The 17,424-nt window shown below is 72.4% G+C and carries 13 protein-coding genes and 2 pseudogenes; 13 read left to right on the top strand and 2 right to left on the bottom strand.

Annotated features, from left to right (window positions below; all coding sequences use genetic code 11):
* Positions 1 to 439 (bottom strand): annotated as a pseudogene (locus tag ACXVGS_RS16450) (hypothetical protein); the annotation flags it as partial.
* A gap of 306 nt (positions 440 to 745) precedes the next feature.
* Positions 746 to 1,381: pseudogene (locus ACXVGS_RS16445) on the bottom strand (cellobiose phosphorylase); the annotation flags it as partial.
* A 252-nt stretch (positions 1,382 to 1,633) separates the two neighbouring features.
* On the opposite strand from ACXVGS_RS16445, the gene ACXVGS_RS16440 reads away from it, so the two are divergent.
* The 13 genes from ACXVGS_RS16440 to ACXVGS_RS16380 all read left to right on the top strand — a co-directional run bounded on the left by ACXVGS_RS16440 (position 1,634) and on the right by ACXVGS_RS16380 (position 17,372).
* Entirely contained in the window at positions 1,634 to 3,307 is a 1,674-nt protein-coding gene (locus ACXVGS_RS16440) for an ABC transporter substrate-binding protein (protein WP_458532462.1), read from the top strand.
* A gap of 35 nt (positions 3,308 to 3,342) precedes the next feature.
* Positions 3,343 to 4,332 carry an ABC transporter permease gene (locus ACXVGS_RS16435; RefSeq protein ID WP_458530578.1) on the top strand — a complete coding sequence of 330 codons (990 nt, stop codon included), beginning with the start codon at positions 3,343 to 3,345 and terminating at the stop codon, positions 4,330 to 4,332.
* Positions 4,329 to 5,249, top strand: a complete 921-nt coding sequence (locus ACXVGS_RS16430) for an ABC transporter permease (RefSeq protein WP_458530577.1) — start codon at positions 4,329 to 4,331, stop codon at positions 5,247 to 5,249. The genes ACXVGS_RS16435 and ACXVGS_RS16430 overlap by 4 nt, the downstream gene beginning before the upstream one ends.
* Positions 5,250 to 5,251: 2 nt before the next feature.
* The gene (locus ACXVGS_RS16425) at positions 5,252 to 7,129 is read left to right on the top strand and encodes an ABC transporter ATP-binding protein (RefSeq protein WP_458530576.1); all 1,878 of its coding nucleotides are present in this window, start codon (positions 5,252 to 5,254) and stop codon (positions 7,127 to 7,129) included.
* A gap of 71 nt (positions 7,130 to 7,200) precedes the next feature.
* The gene (locus tag ACXVGS_RS16420) at positions 7,201 to 8,247 is read left to right on the top strand and encodes a LacI family DNA-binding transcriptional regulator (protein WP_458530575.1); all 1,047 of its coding nucleotides are present in this window, start codon (positions 7,201 to 7,203) and stop codon (positions 8,245 to 8,247) included.
* A gap of 28 nt (positions 8,248 to 8,275) precedes the next feature.
* Complete coding sequence (locus tag ACXVGS_RS16415; RefSeq protein ID WP_458530574.1) at positions 8,276 to 9,625, top strand: glucoamylase family protein; 1,350 nt, start codon at positions 8,276 to 8,278, stop codon at positions 9,623 to 9,625.
* A 54-nt stretch (positions 9,626 to 9,679) separates the two neighbouring features.
* The gene (locus ACXVGS_RS16410; protein WP_458532811.1) at positions 9,680 to 10,678 is read left to right on the top strand and encodes a GNAT family N-acetyltransferase; all 999 of its coding nucleotides are present in this window, start codon (positions 9,680 to 9,682) and stop codon (positions 10,676 to 10,678) included.
* A 1-nt stretch (position 10,679) separates the two neighbouring features.
* Positions 10,680 to 11,666: a GNAT family N-acetyltransferase gene (locus ACXVGS_RS16405; RefSeq protein ID WP_458530572.1), complete on the top strand. Its 987-nt coding sequence runs from the start codon at positions 10,680 to 10,682 to the stop codon at positions 11,664 to 11,666.
* A 53-nt stretch (positions 11,667 to 11,719) separates the two neighbouring features.
* A complete protein-coding gene (locus tag ACXVGS_RS16400; RefSeq protein WP_458530571.1) occupies positions 11,720 to 12,904 on the top strand; it encodes a cystathionine gamma-synthase in 1,185 nt (394 codons plus the stop codon).
* Positions 12,905 to 12,923: 19 nt separating this feature from the next.
* Positions 12,924 to 14,258 carry a glutamate mutase L gene (locus ACXVGS_RS16395; RefSeq protein WP_458537191.1) on the top strand — a complete coding sequence of 445 codons (1,335 nt, stop codon included), beginning with the start codon at positions 12,924 to 12,926 and terminating at the stop codon, positions 14,256 to 14,258.
* 22 nt (positions 14,259 to 14,280) lie between these two features.
* Positions 14,281 to 15,504, top strand: a complete 1,224-nt coding sequence (gene ilvA / locus ACXVGS_RS16390) for a threonine ammonia-lyase (RefSeq protein WP_458532753.1) — start codon at positions 14,281 to 14,283, stop codon at positions 15,502 to 15,504.
* A gap of 57 nt (positions 15,505 to 15,561) precedes the next feature.
* Positions 15,562 to 16,569, top strand: a complete 1,008-nt coding sequence (locus ACXVGS_RS16385) for an ATP-binding cassette domain-containing protein (RefSeq protein ID WP_458532754.1) — start codon at positions 15,562 to 15,564, stop codon at positions 16,567 to 16,569.
* Entirely contained in the window at positions 16,566 to 17,372 is an 807-nt protein-coding gene (locus ACXVGS_RS16380) for an ABC transporter permease (RefSeq protein WP_458532755.1), read from the top strand. Before ACXVGS_RS16385 ends, ACXVGS_RS16380 begins: the two co-directional genes overlap by 4 nt.
* Positions 17,373 to 17,424: the final 52 nt, after the last annotated feature.

Here is a 17,424-nt window from a genome sequence, read left to right as displayed (position 1 = left end):
GGAGGCGGCGGGGCACGCCGTGCACCACGCGCACGGCGCGCCCCAGCTCGTGGGTGTCGGTGGGTGCCGTTGCCGCGACCTCGAGCAGGAGGTCGGCCGTGGCGTACCACCAGCGGCAGGACCCGGGGGAGACCGCCCAGGCGCTGGGCAGGTCCAGCAGCTGCCAGCCGGTGCCGTGCTCCACGAACACCCGCAGGCCGTGGGCCCGCAGCAGGCCCAGGTAGGTGCGTCGGGTGGACAGCACGGTGCCGCGGCTGACGTGCCCCTGCGTGACCTGGGAGTGGAAGCCGCCGGTCATCCAGCAGGTGCTGGTCAGCGTGCCCGAGTCGGGGACGAGGGCGTTGCCGGTGCGCAGAATGTGGCCGTGCGGGCGGAGCACGGCCCGCTCCTTGGCGGCGGTGACCAGGTGGGTGCCGTCCTCGGTGAAGGCGCTGAGCACCACCTCGCCGTCACGCTCGACGTCGGTCAGGTCGCCGGCCAGCGACGCCAGCTCCTCCGCGGTGAGGTCGCGTGCGGGCAGCGCCGGGCCGGTGAACAGCGACGGGCTCTGCGCCGTGGCGTCCTCGTCCTCCTCGTCGGCGTCCGGCGACAGGGGGGACGGCACGGCCTCGGGCTGGCGCAGGGCGAGCGCCGCGAGGTCGGCGTCCTGCGACGAGGTGGCGGCCGGGTGGTGCGGCACCGCCAAGCCGAAGAAGCCTGTGCGCAGCACCGCGCCGGGAGCCAGCTCGACCGGCTCGTCCTGGAGGACGGCCAGGGTGTGCTCGTGCTGCAGCCGTTGCGACGGCAGCTCGGCAAGGTCCAGCCCGGCCGGGGTCCGCGTGCCGTCGTCTGCGCGGCCGACCAGCTGCAGGGCGTCGGTGGCCCAGCCGTGCCCGTGGCGCAGGGAGCCCAGCAGGGCCCAGGGCACGTGTGGGCCGGGCATGTTCTGCCGCACCGCGAGGGCCGTGCCCGCGCCGGTCGTGGCGACCGGCGTCACGTCGAGGTACTGGCTGACGTAGAACTCGTTGACCCGCACCGCGCCGTAGGGCGTGAGGGCCACGTCGTGGGCGCAGACCACGTCCACGGTCGCCGCCGCACCGGAGGTGTTGGTGACGTCGACGTGCCAGAACCAGGCGGTGACCTCGTCGGCGAGCCGCAGCCGGACGGCATACCGCAGGCCCTGCCACTCACCGGTGACCACGGGGCCCTCCGCGGTCCAGCGCACCCGGCCCGGCGCGGCCGGGCCGAGCAGCGGGGTCCACGTGGCGGAGCCGCCCTCGAGGCGGCGCAGCCAGAGGTTGGCCAGGCCGGCCTCGAGCTCGCTCGCGGGGTGGAGCAGCAGGCTGAGGTCGCCCGCGTCGAGGCGCTGGAGAGCTGCCCCCGAGGTGAGCTGTGCGGTCATGCCTGACCTGCTGGTTACACAGTTGGCGGGGCGGGTGCCGGCGCTGGCAAGAGTGAAAGACACGTGGACTGTCTATCACTCTCCCGGGGTCGCTTCCTAGCCCGGCTGAGCATGAAAAATCGGGAAAATCGGGCGTCTAGGCCAAGGTCAGGGTCTGGCAAGGTGTGAAAGTAGTTTCATGAGCGTAACCATTGACCTCATCCGCGACGGCGCTCTACGTTGGCCGAAATTTCACCCAGCAGGGAGTTCGCCATGCTTCGTAGGACCACCATCGCGGTCGTTGCCGCGGCCTGTGCGGCCGCCGGCCTGAGTGCCTGTTCCGGCAAGGTCGGAGGCGGCGCCGGCGGGTCGGGCAGTGACGGGATGATCGCGAGCCTGACCTTCCCGGCCGACGCGCCGACGACGATCGGCGGGCTGGTCAACTACAACCCGTTCGCGCCGACGCCGCTGACCAGCACCTGGCTCTACGAGCCGCTGATGGTCCGCAACGGGCTCAGCTGCGACGTCACCCCGTGGCTCGCCACGGCGTACAAGTGGGACGGCGCGACGAAGCTGACCTTCACCATCCGCGACGGCGTGAAGTTCAGCGACGGCAAGCCGCTGACCGCCCAGGACGTGGCGTTCACCTACAACCTGGGCAAGAAGTACCCGGCGGTGGACAAGGCCGGCCTGTGGAACGACACCTTCGGCGCCCCGGCGAAGTCGGTGACCGCCCAGGGCAACCAGGTCGTCATGGAGTTCACCGGTCCCGCCGCCGCGAAGTTCGACGACATCATCAAGGCGCCGATCGTGCCCGAGCACCTCTACGGCCCCGCCGGTGACCCGACCAGGTTCATCGACAAGAACCCGGCCGGCACCGGCCCGATGAAGGTCAAGACCTACAACGGCCGCCGTCTCGTCCTCGAGCGTCGCGGCGACTACTGGCAGGCCGACAAGATCCACGTCAAGCAGCTCGTCCTCGAGGGGCAGTACGACGCCTCGCAGGCATCGCTGAAGCTGCGCAGCGGCCAGCTCGACGCCTACTGGGGCGAGATCCCCAACCCGCAGCGCGCGTTCGTCGCCGCCGACCCCAAGCACAACCACTTCTACTACGCGCCGAACGGCACCACGGTGCTCACGCAGAACCTCAAGCAGAAGCCGTTCTCGGACGTGAAGTTCCGTGCGGCGATGGCGCCGGCGCTCAACCGCCAGGAGATGTCCGACAAGGCGACGTACGGGATCATGAAGCCCGCGAGCCAGACCGGCCTGAAGCTGCCCGTCATGGACAAGCTGCTGCCCGACTCCTACCAGGGCAAGGACACGGTCACCGCCTACGACCCGGCCCAGGCCAACCAGCTGCTCGACGCCGCGGGCTACAAGAAGGGCCCCGACGGCAAGCGCACCAACCCTGACGGCTCGCCGATCAACCTGACGTTCAGCGTCCAGGCCGGCTTCATCGACTACCAGGCCATGGCCGACGTGATCGCCCGTGACTACAACGCGGTCGGCATCCCGACCAAGGTCGTCGCCTCGGCGCCGGACTCGGTGGACGCGCAGAAGAAGTCCGGCGACTTCCAGATGATGTTCGAGTACCTCAACGGCGGGTGCACCATCGCCACCAACCTCGGCTCCAAGCTGGCCACCAACCAGATCCCGAAGCCGGACACGATCCTGCCCAACGTCCAGCGCTGGTCCGACCCGGCCACGGACAAGCTGGTCGCCGAGCTCGGCGCCACCACGGACCCGGCCCAGGAGAAGGCCTATGTCGGCCAGCTCGTCGACACGATGATGACCAAGCTCCCGGTGACCTCGCTGCTCTACGCGCCCACCCGGATCCTCTACCGCACCGACAAGGCGGTCGGCTGGCCCAGCGAGCAGGACCCCTACGCGCACCCGACCGACAACCGGCTGCTGATCCTCACCCACCTGCGCCCGGCGCAGGGCTGACGGTCCGCGGCGCGGCCAGGAAGGAGAGGACACCCATGCGCTACTTCGCCAGACGGATCGGCTTCTTCCTGGCCACGCTGTGGGCAGCCGTCACCCTGAACTTCGTCATCCCCCGGCTCCAGCCGGGGGACCCGGCGGAGGTCATGGTGCGCAAGCTCGCCGGCAAGGACGCCCAGCTCGACCCCGCCGCCGTCAAGGCGATGCGGGCGATGCTGGGCGCGCCGGACGGCAACCTGTTCCAGCAGTACGTCGACTACCTCAAGGCGCTCTCGCACGGGAAGTTCGGCATCTCCTACACCTACTTCCCTTACCCCGTCACCGAGGTGATCGGCAAGGCGCTTCCGTGGACGCTCGTCCTGGTCGGTGTGACCCAGGTCCTCGCCTTCGTCATCGGCGTGACCCTGGGCGCCTACGCCGCCTGGCGGCGCAACACCCGCTTCGACAGCCTGGTCACCCTCGGCTCGACGTTCGTCGGCACGCTGCCCGGCTTCTGGATCGCGCTGCTCCTGCTCTTCGCCTTCGGCTACACCCTGGGCTGGTTCCCGACCTCCGGCGGCTACGAGGACTCGATGCCGGGGTGGAACCTCGGTTTCGTCGGCGACGCGGCCATGCACTCCCTGCTGCCGGCCGCCTCGCTGCTCGTCACCGCGCCCATCGGCTGGATCCTCGGCATGCGCAACACCATGGTGATGAACCTCGGGGAGGACTACATCCGGCTGGCCCGCGCCAAGGGCCTGCCCGACCGGGTGGTCGCCCTGAGGTATGCCGCCCGCAACGCGCTGCTGCCCAGCGTCACCGGCTTCGCCCTCGCCCTCGGCGGCGTGCTCGGCGGCTCGATCCTGGTGGAGACGATCTTCGACTACCCCGGGATGGGGCGGCTCATGGGCGAGGCGGTCAGCAACCGGGACTTCCCGCTGCTGCAGGCGCTGCTGCTGTTCATCATCGTCGGTGTCCTCGTGGCCAACCTGGTCGCCGACCTGCTCTACGGCGTGCTCGACCCGCGCGCCAGGAAGGCGGGCCAGTGAGCACCGGAGTCGTCCAGCCCATCGACCGGGCCGACCTGCCGGTCGAGGCCCCGCTCGAGGAGGCCCCGACCACGCCACCACGCTGGTACGCCCTGGTCTGGGGCAACCGCAAGGCCCGTGTCGGCATCGTGCTGCTGGGGTTCTTCGTCCTGGTTGCCGTGCTGGCGCCGGTGATCGCGCCCTATGACGGTGCCCGCACCGACTTCGAGGCGCTGCTGCCCCCGTCGTCGGCGCACCCGCTGGGCACCACGACCCAGGGCGGCGACATCTTCTCCCAGCTCGTCTACGGCAGCCGGACCTCGCTGCTCGTCGGGCTCTTCGGCGGCCTGTTCGCCACCGCCATCGCGCTCGTGGTGGGCCTGGTCTCCGGCTACAAGGAGGGCACGGTCGTCGACGACCTGCTCTCCTTCGTCACCAACGTCGCGCTGGTCGTCCCGGTGCTGCCGCTGATGATCGTGCTGGTCGCCTACTCCGACGTGCGCGGCCTGCCGCTGCTGGTGTTCGTCATCGGCATCACCTCGTGGGCCGGGCACGCCCGGGCCAAGCGCTCGCAGATCATCACGCTGCGCAACCGCGACTTCGTCACCGCGGCGAAGTTCTCCGGGGAGAGCACGTTCCGGATCGTCTTCCGGGAGATCATGCCGAGCATGACCTCCCTCGTGGCGGCCGGCTTCGTCGGCGCCGCGACCGGCGCCATCGGGGCCGAGGCGGGACTGTCCTTCCTCGGCCTGGGCGACCCGTCCTCGATCTCCTGGGGAACGATGCTCTACCAGGCCAACGCGCAGGGCGCCGTCGCGCAGGGCCTGTGGATCTGGGTGCTCGTGCCGGGCCTGACCCTGGCGCTGCTGATCACCTCGTTGACGTTCATCAACTTCGGCGTCGACCTCCTGAGCAACCCCCATCTGAGGGAGGAGTGACCATGGCACTGCTGGAGGTTCGCGACCTGTCGGTCCGCTACGAGCCCAGGCTGCACCGCCCGCTCACGGCGGTCGACCGGGTCAGCTTCGACGTCGGCGAGGGCGAGTTCGTCGGCCTCATCGGGGAGTCGGGCAGTGGCAAGTCCACCCTGGGCACCGCCCTGCTGCGGCTGACCGAGCGGCCCGGCCGGATCAGTGGCGGCAGCATCCGCTTCGACGGCAAGGACATCACCGACCTGCCCGAGGACGAGCTGCGCGCCCACCGCTGGCGCGACATCGCCACGGTCTTCCAGAGCAGCATGAACTCGCTCAACCCGGTGGTGCGCATCGAGGGGCAGTTCCGCGACGCGATCGAGGCGCACACCGACCTGCGCGGCGCCGCCGTGACCGAGCGGGTGCGTGAGCTGTTCGAGATGGTCATGATCGACCCGCGCTTCATCAGCGCCCACCCGCACGAGCTTTCCGGCGGCATGAAGCAGCGCGTCAACCTGGCGCTGGCCCTGGCCAACCGCCCGCGCTTCGTCCTGCTCGATGAGCCGACCACCGGCCTGGACGTGGTGGTGCAGCGCTCGATCCTGGACAACATCCGCCGGCTCCAGCAGGAGCAGCAGTTCGCGGTGCTGTTCATCAGCCACGACATCGGCACGGTGGTCGACCTGTCCGACCGGATCCTGGTGATGTATGCCGGGCGCCTGGTCGAGTCGCACGCCGCGCAGGGGCTGCTGCGCGACCCGCTGCACCCCTACTCCAAGGGCCTGCTCGGCTCCTACGCCGACCCGCGCGAGGAGACCATCCGGATCACCTACGTCCCGGGGCGTCCGCCGGACCTGACCCAGGTGCAGCACGGCTGCTCGTTCGCGCCGCGCTGCCCCGAGCGGATCGCGCTGTGCGGCGAGCAGGCGCCCGAGCTCGAGCCGATCGACGGCGGCCTGGCGGCCTGCCACGTCGCCCGGCTGCAGCGCACCGGCAACCCCGACGGGCTCGAGCTGCCGCCGCGCACGGTCGGGTTCGCCGGCCCCGAGTTCGTCAAGACGCAGGAGGAGACCGCGCGTGTCCTGGATCGCGAGCCGTTCCTGCGGGTCGAGGCCGTCAGCCGCGTCTTCGAGCGGCGGCACGGCCTGCGGCGCACCCGGGTCGAGGCGGTCACCGACGTCTCCTTCGGGCTGCGCCCGGGAGAGGTGACCGCCCTGGTCGGCCAGAGCGGCAGCGGCAAGACGACCCTGGCCCGGATGATCACCGCGGTCGAGCGGCCCACGTCCGGCCGGATCCGCTTCCAGCCCGAGGACGGAGCCGAGGTCGCTGTGGAGTCCTTGCGGGGCAAGGGTCTTCGCACCTACCGCCGCCAGGTGCAGATGGTCTTCCAGGACCCGTACTCCTCGCTCAACCCGACCAAGACGCTCGAGTACGCCCTGACCCGCCCGCTGCGCAACTTCCGTGGCATGACCGCGGCGCAGGCGCGCGAGGAGGCCGGCCGCCTGCTGGAGCGGGTCGCGCTGACCCCGTCCAGCCGGTTCCTCGGGCGCTACCCCTACGAGCTGTCCGGCGGCCAGCGCCAGCGCGTGGTCATCGCCCGCGCCCTGGCGGCGCAGCCCCGGCTGATCGTCGCCGACGAGCCGGTGTCCAGCCTGGACGTGTCGATCCGGGCCGAGGTGCTGGAGCTGTTGCAGTCCCTCGTGCACGACTCGGGGGTCGGCGTCCTCTACATCACCCACGACCTGCTCAGCGCCCGGATGATCGCCGACGAGGTGCTCGTGCTCAACGGCGGACGCGTGGTGGAGCAGGGCCCTGCCCTGCAGGTGATCCGCGACCCAGCCGACGACTACACCCGCACCCTGCTCGCCGCCGTGCCCAACCCGTTCGCCGACACCCTGGTGCGATGACCCTTGACGACCATGCTGGACTGCCCGCGAAGGGGGAGGCACAGTGGCCTCGCTTCGCAGGAGGAGAAGGCATGGCGTACAGGGACGGCGAGCCGGTCACGATCTACACCGTGGCCGAGCGGGCCGGGGTGTCCATCGCCACCGTGTCGCGCGTGCTGCAGGGCTCCCGGCCGGCGTCGGCCGAGACCCGCAGCAAGGTGCTGCGCGCCGCGGCCGAGCTCGACTACGTGCCGCTGCGGGCCGGCCGGGCCCTGCCCGCCAACCGGCACGAGGCGCACGGCCTGGTGCTGCCCGAGCTCAGCGGTCCCTACTACTCGGCGGTGCTCATGGGCTACGAGTCCGCCGCCGCGCACTACGGGCAGAGCGTGGTCGTGGTTGTCACGGCCAACCGCAGCGACATGCGCCGCACGGTGCGTGACCTCACCGGCCGGGTCGACGGCCTGGTCATCGCCCAGTCGACCCTGCCCGACGCCGCCGTCGCGACGATCCGGCGCAAGATCCCCACGGTGCTCCTGGCCCGTGAGCACGTCCGCGGCTGCCCGACGGTCACCGCCGAGAACGTCCACGCCGCAACGGAGCTCGCGCGTCACCTGCTCGACCACGGCCGGCAGCGGCTGGTGTTCGTCGGCGACCCGCAAGGCTCCCCGGACATCCGCCGTCGCTACGCCGGGTTCTGCGCGGCCCTGGAGGAGCGCGGGATGACCGAGGCCGCCCCGCCGATCCCGGCGATCCTGGACGAGCGGTATGCCGCGGACGTCGCCGCCGAGCTGCGCCGGCTCGGGTCCCGCGTGGACGCAGCCGTCTGCGCCAACGACGAGCTGGCACTGGGCCTGATGGTGATGCTCAACGCCCAGGGGGTGCGCGTGCCGCACGACCTGGCGCTCACCGGCTGGGACGACATCATGACCGCCCGCTACATGGGGCTGAGCACGGTGCGCCAGCCGATGCACGAGCTGGGCCGGCTCGCAGCCACGCACCTGCACCGCCTCGTCAACGACCCCGCGCTGGCCGACCGGCCCGACCCCGAGCCGCTGCCCAGCCGCGTCGTGCTGCGTGGCTCCTGCGGCTGCCACTGGGACCGCACCACCGCGGTCCGTGGCAAGGACAGTCCCCCCTGACCCCCCACACGACGCACCCGGAGGACCCGTGACCGACGCCCGCGACGACGCCCAGGACGCGACCCTGAGGCGGTGGGCGGCCGACACCTGGCGTTCGCTGGTGGCCATGACCGACGAAGGCACCGGGCTGCCGGCCGACCGCATCGGCGGCGACCTGGACCCCGCCTCGCGCAGCCTCAACACCTCGCCGACCAACATCGGCGGCTACCTGTGGAGCACGGTCGCGGCGCGCGAGCTGGGCACCGTCGGGGCGGACGAGTGCCGTGACCGGCTCCGCCGCGCGGTGGACACCCTCACGACGGTGCGCCGGCACGAGCCGAGCGGCATGTTCTACAACTGGTACGCCATCACCACCGGCGAGGTGATGCGCGCCTTTCCCGGCGGCGACGTGATCCACCCGTTCCTGTCCAGCGTCGACAACGGCTGGCTGGCAGCCGGACTGCTCGTCGCCGCCGACGCCGAGCCCGCGGTCGCCGACACCGCCGGGGCGCTCGCGCGGTCGATGGACTTCGGCTGCTTCCACGACCCGGAGGCCCAGGCACACGGCATACCGGGTGGGCTGTTGCGCGGCGGCTTCTGGGACGAGCCCCCAGGCGGGGCCGAGCACGTCGTGGGCAACCACCACGGCCGCGGCCCCGACGTCTTCTACACCCCGCACTGGTACGGCCCGCTGATGTCCGAGCCGCGGATCGCCAGCTACGTCGGCATCGCCCACGGCCAGGTGCCGCCGGACCACTACGCCGCGATGCACCGGCGCACGCGGGAGCACCGGGGCGTGAGGGTCGTCGCCACCTGGGGCGGCTCGATGTTCGAGGAGCTCATGCCCGACCTGCTCGTGCCCGAGGACGTCTGGGCGCCGGGCTCGTTCGGGGCCAACCACCGGCTCACCGTGCGAGCCCAGCGCGAGTTCGGGATGGACGAGACCGGCTACGGGGCGTGGGGCTTCTCGCCGGCGAGCATCCCCGGCGGCGGCTACAGCGAGTGGGGGGTCGAGCCGATCGGGCTGACGTTCGGTGGCTACCCCTCGGACATGGAGCGCACCCTGGCGGAGGCCGGGACCTGGGGTGACGGCGTCGTCACCCCGCACGCCTCGTTCCTCGCGCTGCGCTACGAGCCCGAGGCGGTGGTGGCCAACCTGCGCCACCTCGAGGAGGACCTCGGCGCCTACGGCCCCGGCGGCTTCCTCGACGCGGTCGCGGTGCACTCCGGCCGGCTCGCCGACTGCTACCTCTCGCTGGACCAGTCGATGGTCATGGCTGCCCTCGGCAACGCGCTCGGGGACGACGTCGTGCGCCGCGGCTTCGCCACCGCCGAGGTCGAGGCGTCCCTGCGCCCGCTGCTCGCCGCAGAGAAGTTCGACATCTCGCCGGCGGCATGACCCACCGGCTGAAACCCGGTTGAGTGCCGCCGGCCGCGGCGCTTGGCTGGACCCATGACCGAGATCGTCGACGTTGACCCGCTGGACCTTGGACAGGAGCGGCTCCTGGGGGCCTGGGTGGCGGTCCACAACGCGGCCGGTCGCGCCGTCTGGGGCCCGGCTGCCCAACAGGTCACCCCCGCGGAGATCCGCGGCACGCACCAACGGCAGGACTGCCGGCGCTCGGCGTGGGCGGCGGTGGAGTCCGGTGAGGTCGTCGGCGCCGTGGACCTCATCGAGCCGCTGCGGGAGAACCTCGACACGGTCGGGTTCTGGCTCAGCGTCCACCCCGACCACCAGCGACGCGGCATCGGCTCCCGGCTCCTGGCCCACGTCGAGGACGCTGCGCGCGCTGCAGGTCGCGCCCGCGTCCTGCAGCACAACGGTGAGCCGGTGCCGGAGCGTGGAGCGGGCACGTGTTTCGCCCGCCGCCACGGCTACCGCCAGGTCCTGCTCGACCTGCGCCAGGACCTCGCTCTGCCCGTGTCCCACGAGCGCCTCGACGCACTCGCCGCAGAAGCGGCCGACCCGGCCTACCAGGTGGAGACCGCTTGGGACGGGCTGCCCGAGGGGTGGCTGGCCGACCGGGCGCACCTGGCCCGGCGGATGAGCACCGACGCGCCCTCGGGGGTCACGGTCGACGAGGAGGACTGGGACGAGGACCGCCTGCGTGACGTCCTCGCCCGCGCGGTCGACATGGGCCAGCGAACCGTCGAGGCCGTCGCCCGCCACCTGCCGAGCGGCCGGCTGGTGGGCTACAGCAACGTCACGGTCTCGCCCGGGACCCCCGACCTTGCCGTCCAGGGGGACACGCTGGTGCTGCGCGAGCACCGAGGCCACCGGCTCGGCCTGGCCCTGAAGGTGGCGGCTCTGCGCGCCCTGCAGGACGAGCTGCCCCGGGCGCACACCATGCGCACCTGGAATGCCGAGACCAACACCCCGATGCTCGCGGTCAACCGGGCGCTGGGATTCCAGCCCTCGGGTTACACGCGCGAGTGGGCCAAGGAGCTGTGAGATGACCGAGATCGTCGACGTCGACCCGCTGGACCCGTTGCAGGACATCGTGTTCCGCGAGTGGGTGGAGGTGCACGCCGCCGCCGAGCGTGCCCTCTGGGGTGACCAGGCCACGCCGTGGTCGGTCGAGGAGATCAGGGAGCTTCAGCGGGCGCCGGAGAAGGTGCGGCGCGCTCTTGCCGCCGTCGAGGCGGGCACGGTCGTGGGCGCGGTGCAGGTCATCGGATCCACCCGGGACAACCTCGAGTCCGCCAACTGCTGGCTCTCGGTCCACCCCGACCACCAGCGCCGCGGCGTCGGCAGCGCCCTGCTGGCCGCCGCCGAGGACCTCGCCCGCGGCCTCGGCCGCTCGGTCGTCCAGGACTGGTCCGTCTCGCCGGAGGAGTCCGGCGGTGCGGCGAATGTCTTCGCCATCAAGCACGGGTATGCCGTGGCGCAGCGCAGCCTGCGCTCGGACCTCACCCTCGCGCACGGGCGCGACGACGACGCACCGGTCGACCCGGCATACCGGGTGGAGACGGTCTGGGACGCGGTGCCCGAGTCGTGGCTGGAGGACCGGGCACACCTGGCGCGGCGGATGAGCACGGACGCGCCGATGGGGGAGGTCGAGCACGAGGAGGAGGACTGGGACGCCGAGCGGGTGCGCAGCTACTACGCGCGGATGACCGCGATGGGGCGTCGGTTCGTCGTCAGCGTCGCGCGCGAGGTCGCCTCGGGCCACCTGGTCGGATTCACCGAGCTGGCCGTGTCGGCCTCCACCCCCGAGCGGGCCTACCAGCAGGACACCCTCGTGCTGAGCGAGCACCGCGGCCACGGGCTCGGCCTGGCGGTCAAGGCCGCCAACCTCAGGGCGCTGCGCGCGGTACTGCCCGGGGTCAGGGTCGTGACCACCTACAACGCCGCCAGCAACGAGCCGATGCTGCGCGTCAACCGGGCCCTGGGCTTCGCCGTGACCGGCTACGTCAGCGAGTGGAAGAAGCGGCTCTGAGGGGCCCCGGCCGGGACGTGGGGCGCGTGGTGCCGGCCGTTAGGCTGGCCCGCATGACCGAGCACAGCGACACCGGCTTCTCCACCCGCGCCATCCATGCGGGGCAGGAGCCCGACCCCCAGACCGGCGCGGTCGTGCCGGCGATCTACCAGGTCTCCACCTACAAGCAGGACGGCGTCGGCGGCCTGCGCGGCGGCTACGAGTACAGCCGGTCCGCCAACCCGACCCGCACCGCGCTGGAGGAGTGCCTGGCGGCCCTGGAGGGCGGCGCCCGCGGCTTCGCGTTCGCCTCCGGCCTGGCCGGGCAGGACACGGTCATCCGCTCGCTGCTCACCCCCGGCGACCACGTGGTCGTGCCGAGCGACGCCTACGGCGGCACCTACCGCCTGTTCAACAAGGTCGCGCGCCCGTGGGGCGTGGAGCACACCATCACCTCGATCCACGACGTCGAGGCCGTGCGGGCGGCGATCCGCCCCGGGCAGACAAAGATCGTCTGGGTCGAGACCCCGACCAACCCGCTGCTGGGCATCGCCGACATCGCGGCGCTGGCCGAGGTGGCCCACGAGGCCGGGGCGCTGCTCGCGGTCGACAACACCTTCGCCACGCCCTACCTGCAGCAGCCGCTCTCGCTCGGCGCCGACATCGTGATGCACTCCACGACGAAGTACTGCGGCGGCCACAGCGACGTCGTCGGCGGCGCGGTCGTCGTCGCCGAGTCCGTGACCGTGCCCGGCTTCGAGGACGCCGCCGACCGGATCGCCTTCCACCAGAACTCGATGGGCGCCGTCGCCGGGCCGTTCGACGCCTGGCTGGTGCTGCGCGGGCTGAAGACCCTGGCGGTGCGCATGGACCGGCACTGCGACAACGCCGAGAGGGTCGTGGCGTTCCTGCAGGGTCGTGACGACGTGACGGCCGTGCACTACCCCGGCCTCGAGGGCCACCCCGGGCACGCGGTCGCGGCGAAGCAGATGCGCCGGTTCGGCGGCATGGTCAGCTTCCAGGTGACCGGCGGCGAGCAGCGGGCGGTCGACGTCTGCGGCGCGACCTCGGTCTGGACGCTGGGGGAGTCCCTGGGCGGCGTCGAGTCGCTCATCGAGCACCCCGGCCGGATGACCCACGCCAGCGTCGCCGGCACCGAGCTCGAGGTCCCGGCAGACCTCATCCGCCTCTCGGTGGGCATCGAGGACGCCGACGACCTCATCGCCGACCTCGCGGCGGCGCTCGACAAGACCGCCTGACCGGCAGCCCACCGCTGCCGTGGCGCAGGTCCTCTGCGTCGACTTCGGGTCGACGTTCACCAAGGCTGTGCTCGTCGACACCGACGAGGGTGTGCTGCGGGCGAGCGCGTGGGTGCCGACCACGGTCGGCACCGACGTGCTCGACGGCTACCGGCACGTCCGCGAGGCGCTCGAGGGGCACTGGGTCGACGAGGTGCTGGCCTGCTCCAGCGCCGGCGGCGGGCTGCGCCTGGCCGTCGTCGGCTACGAGCGGGCGGTCACGGCCGAGGCCGGGCACCGGGTCGGCCTGAGCGCCGGCGCCAAGGTCGTCCACGTCGCCGCCGGACCGATGAGCGGCGCCGACGTCGCGGCCCTGCGCGCGGCCCGTCCCGACGTCGTGCTGCTCGTCGGCGGCACCGACGGCGGCAACGCCGAGGTGCTGCTGCACAACGCCTCCCGGCTCGCGAAGGCCCGGGTCGGCCAGCCCGTGGTCGTGGCCGGCAACGCCGACGCGGCCGGTGAGGTCTCCCACATGCTGGCGTCCACCGGCCGCCGGTTCGTGGTCACCGGCAACGTCCTGCCGCAGATCGGGGTGATCGCCCCCGAGGGCGCCCGCGCCGCGATCCGCGAGGTCTTCCTGCGCCACGTCATCGGCGGGAAGGGCCTGTCCCGAGGGCCCGACTTCGCCGCGATGGTCCGCGCGGCGACCCCGGACGCGATGCTGCGGGGGATCGAGACGTTCGCCGCCGCGGTGGACGGCGACGTGCTGGTCGTCGACGTCGGCGGGGCCACGACCGACGTCTACTCGGTCATCACGCCCGAGGGGGAGGACGCGACCCTGCACAAGGACGTCGTCGCCCCGCTGTGGCACGCCCGCACCGTCGAGGGCGACCTGGGCATGCGCTGGAACGCCACCGGGGTGGTCGAGGCCGCGGTCGCCGAGCACCTGCTGGCCGCCGAGGAACTGCCCCGGCTGCGGCGCTGGGCCGAGCGGGTCTCCCACGACACCGGACACCTGCCCGGGGACGCCGGGGAGACCGACCTCGACACCGAGCTCGCCCGGCTCGCCGCCCTGGTCGCGGTGCGCCGGCACGCCCGGCCCGCCCGCCCGGGCGAGAGCGGCCGGCCCACCGCCAAGCTGGCCCACGTCGTCGGCTCCGGCGGGGTCCTGCGCCATGGCGGCCCGCGGGTCGCCGAGGCGGTGCTCGGGGCGGTCACGGGGGACTACGCCGGCGGGTGGCGCGTCCCGGACGGCGCGCGCACGGCGGTCGACACGGCATACCTGCTGTTCGCCGTCGGTCTGCTGACCGACGCCCCGGGCCACGGCCCGGAGGTGGCCGCACGGCTGGCCCGTGGGGTCCTCGCAGCGCGCTGAGCCGACCGACTAGCCTGCGCGCATGGCATCACCGTCGCTGCCCGTCACGCTCGACGACGTCATCGCTGCGCAGGACCTGCTCAGCGGCGTCGTCCGTCCCACCCCGCTGGAGTACAGCCGCGCCCTGTCCGAGCGCGTGGGCGCCGACGTCTACCTCAAGTGTGAGAACCTCCAGCGCGCCGGGTCGTTCAAGATCCGCGGCGCCTACACGCGCATCGCCCGGCTGAGCGAGGAGGAGAAGGCGCGCGGCATCGTCGCCGCCAGCGCCGGCAACCACGCCCAGGGCGTCGCCCTCGCCGCGCAGCTGCTCGGCATCGACTCGACCGTGTTCATGCCGATCGGCGCGCCGATCCCCAAGCTGCTGGCCACCCGGGCCTACGGCGCTCACGTCGAGCAGGTCGGCACCACCGTCGACGAGGCGCTCGTCGCAGCCAAGGAGATGGCCGCCTCGACCGGCGCGGTGCTGATCCACCCGTTCGACCACGCCGACATCGTCGCCGGCCAGGGCACCTGCGGCCTGGAGATCCTCGACCAGTGCCCCGAGGTCAAGACCATCGTCACCAGCGCCGGCGGTGGTGGCCTGCTGGCCGGTATCGCGGTCGCGGTCAAGGCCAAGCGCCCTGACGTGCGGGTCATCGGGGTGCAGGCCGAGCAGGCTGCCGCCTACCCCCAGTCGCTCGCCGCGGGCAAACCCGTGCCGCTGGGCTCGATGTCGACGATGGCGGACGGTATCGCGGTCGGTTGCCCCGGGGAGGTCCCCTACGCGATCGTGCGCGAGCTGGTCGACGCCGTCGAGACGGTCAGCGAGGAGATGATCTCCCGCGCGCTGCTCTTCGTCCTCGAGCGGGCCAAGCTGGTCGTCGAGCCGGCCGGCGCCGCGGCCGTGGCCCGGCTGCTCACCGCCGGGCAGGGGTCGTGCGACGGGCCGGTGGTCGCGGTCCTGTCCGGAGGCAACATCGACCCGCTGCTGCTCCTGCGCATCATCCGCCACGGCATGTCCGCAGCCGGGCGCTACCTGCAGTTCAGGCTGCGGGTGCCGGACCGTCCCGGCTCCCTCGCCGCGCTGCTGGCCGACCTCGCCGCGGTCGACGCCAACGTGCTCGAGATCGAGCACGTCCGCATGGGCGCCACCCTGCACGTGGACGAGGTCGAGATCGCGCTGCAGCTGGAGACCAAGGGGCAGGCCCACTGCGAGGAGGTCCTGCGCACCCTGAGGGGCAAGGGCTACAAGCTGAACTTCGGGTGAGGTGACCTGCGCCTTTTCGGTCGCGGGCTGTCGGGGGCCCGTGCGAGGCTGACCCGCATGACGGACGCAGTCGTGGCGGAGGGGCTGGTCAAGCACTACAAGGAGGTCCGGGCCCTGGACGGGCTGGACCTGCGGGTGCCCGAGGGGTCGGTGCTGGGGGTGCTCGGGCCCAACGGTGCGGGCAAGACGACGGCCGTGCGGGTGCTGACCACCCTGCTCGAGCCCGACGCCGGCCGGGCCCACGTCGCCGGGGTCGACGTGCTGGCCGAGCCGGCGAGGGTGCGCGGCCTGATCGGGCTCTCGGGACAGTTCGCTGCCGTCGACGACTACCTCACGGGGTTCGAGAACCTCGACATGGTCGGGCGGCTCTACCACCTGGGCCGCTCAGCCTCCCGGGCCCGCGCACGCGAGCTGCTCGAGCAGTTCCGGCTCAGCGACGCCGGCGACCGGCCCGTCAAGACCTACTCCGGTGGCATGCGCCGGCGGCTCGACCTCGCCGGGGCGCTCGTCGCGCGCCCGCCGGTGATCTTCCTCGACGAGCCGACGACCGGGCTCGACCCGCGCAGCCGCGGCGACATGTGGGAGGTCATCACCGAGCTGGTCTCGGGCGGCACGTCCCTGCTGCTGACGACGCAGTACCTCGAGGAGGCCGACCGCCTCGCCGACTCGATCGTCGTGGTCAACCACGGCAAGGTCATCGCCTCGGGCACCGCCGACGAGCTCAAGGCCCAGGTCGGCGGGGAGCGCCTCGAGGTGGTCATCGCCGACGCCGCGCTCTTGCGACGCGCCGCCGGGGTGCTCGCGCCGCTGGCCGTCGACGGTGCCGAGCCCGAGGTGGAGCAGCACACCCGGCGGATCACCCTGCCGACCGGTGGCGGCACCGGCCCGCTGCTGGACGCCGTGCGCGCCCTCGACGGCGAGGGCATCGAGGTCCAGGACATCGGCGTGCGGCGACCGACGCTCGACGACGCGTTCCTGACCCTGACCGGCCGCCCGAGCGCGGCCGGCGACGAGACCACAGACGAGGCCGCCGGGCGCACCGCGGTGGGGAGTGAGGCCCGATGAGCGTGCAGACCGCCGTCAGCGACGGCCTGGTCGTCGCCAAGCGCAACCTGATCAAGATCAAGCGGGTGCCCGACCTGCTGGTCTTCACCACCCTGTCGCCGATCATGTTCGTACTGCTCTTCGCCTACGTCTTCGGCGGGGCGATCGACACCGCGGGTGGCGGGGCCCTCTACCGGCAGTTCCTCATCGCGGGCATCTTCGCCCAGACCGTCGTCTTCGGCGCCACGATCACCGGCTCGGCGCTGGCCGACGACGTCAAGAAGGGCATCATCGACCGGTTCCGCTCCCTGCCGATGTCGCCGTCGTCGGTGCTGTTCGGCCGCACCCTCTCCGACGTGGTCAACAACGTCATCGTGCTGGTCGTCATGTCGCTGACTGGCTTGGTCGTCGGCTGGCGGATCAACACCTCGGTGGGGGAGGCACTGGCGGGCTACCTGCTGCTCATCGTCTTCGCCTACGCCATCTCGTGGGTCATGGCGTGGGTCGGGCTGCTCGTGCCCAGCCCCGAGGTGGTCAACAACGCCTCGTTCATCATCATCTTCCCGCTGACCTTCGTGGCCAACACGTTCGTGCCGCTCGACACCCTGCCCGGGCCGCTGAAGACCTTCGCCGAGTGGAACCCGGTCTCGGCGGTGACCCAGGCCGCGCGCGAGCTGTTCGGCAACATCCCGCCCCGCGCGCCAGCACCCGAGGGCTGGGCGCTCAACCACCCGGTCGCCTACACGCTGATCTGGGCGGTCGGCGTGCTGCTGGTGTTCGTCCCGCTGGCCAGCGCGCAGTACCGCCGCTCCACCAGCCGCTGAGCCGGCGCCCGCAGGCCGGGCCAGTGGCGCACGGGCCGAAACGCAGAAGGGC

This window comes from Oryzihumus sp. (genome assembly GCF_054325275.1).
The sequence above is the reverse complement of the archived record's forward strand: the minus strand, read 5'-3'. Positions and strand labels throughout refer to the sequence as shown.

Bases quoted from the DNA above. Each gene is read 5' to 3' on its own strand.
- ACXVGS_RS16420 (WP_458530575.1), top strand. From the start codon at position 7,201: ATGGCGTACAGGGACGGCGAGCCGGTCACGATCTACACCGTGGCCGAG.
- ACXVGS_RS16400 (WP_458530571.1), top strand. From the start codon at position 11,720: ATGACCGAGCACAGCGACACCGGCTTCTCCACCCGCGCCATCCATGCG.
- ACXVGS_RS16435 (WP_458530578.1), top strand. From the start codon at position 3,343: ATGCGCTACTTCGCCAGACGGATCGGCTTCTTCCTGGCCACGCTGTGG.
- ACXVGS_RS16425 (WP_458530576.1), top strand. From the start codon at position 5,252: ATGGCACTGCTGGAGGTTCGCGACCTGTCGGTCCGCTACGAGCCCAGG.
- ACXVGS_RS16380 (WP_458532755.1), top strand. From the start codon at position 16,566: ATGAGCGTGCAGACCGCCGTCAGCGACGGCCTGGTCGTCGCCAAGCGC.
- ACXVGS_RS16405 (WP_458530572.1), top strand. From the start codon at position 10,680: ATGACCGAGATCGTCGACGTCGACCCGCTGGACCCGTTGCAGGACATC.
- ACXVGS_RS16440 (WP_458532462.1), top strand. From the start codon at position 1,634: ATGCTTCGTAGGACCACCATCGCGGTCGTTGCCGCGGCCTGTGCGGCC.
- ACXVGS_RS16385 (WP_458532754.1), top strand. From the start codon at position 15,562: ATGACGGACGCAGTCGTGGCGGAGGGGCTGGTCAAGCACTACAAGGAG.
- ilvA (WP_458532753.1), top strand. From the start codon at position 14,281: ATGGCATCACCGTCGCTGCCCGTCACGCTCGACGACGTCATCGCTGCG.
- ACXVGS_RS16410 (WP_458532811.1), top strand. From the start codon at position 9,680: ATGACCGAGATCGTCGACGTTGACCCGCTGGACCTTGGACAGGAGCGG.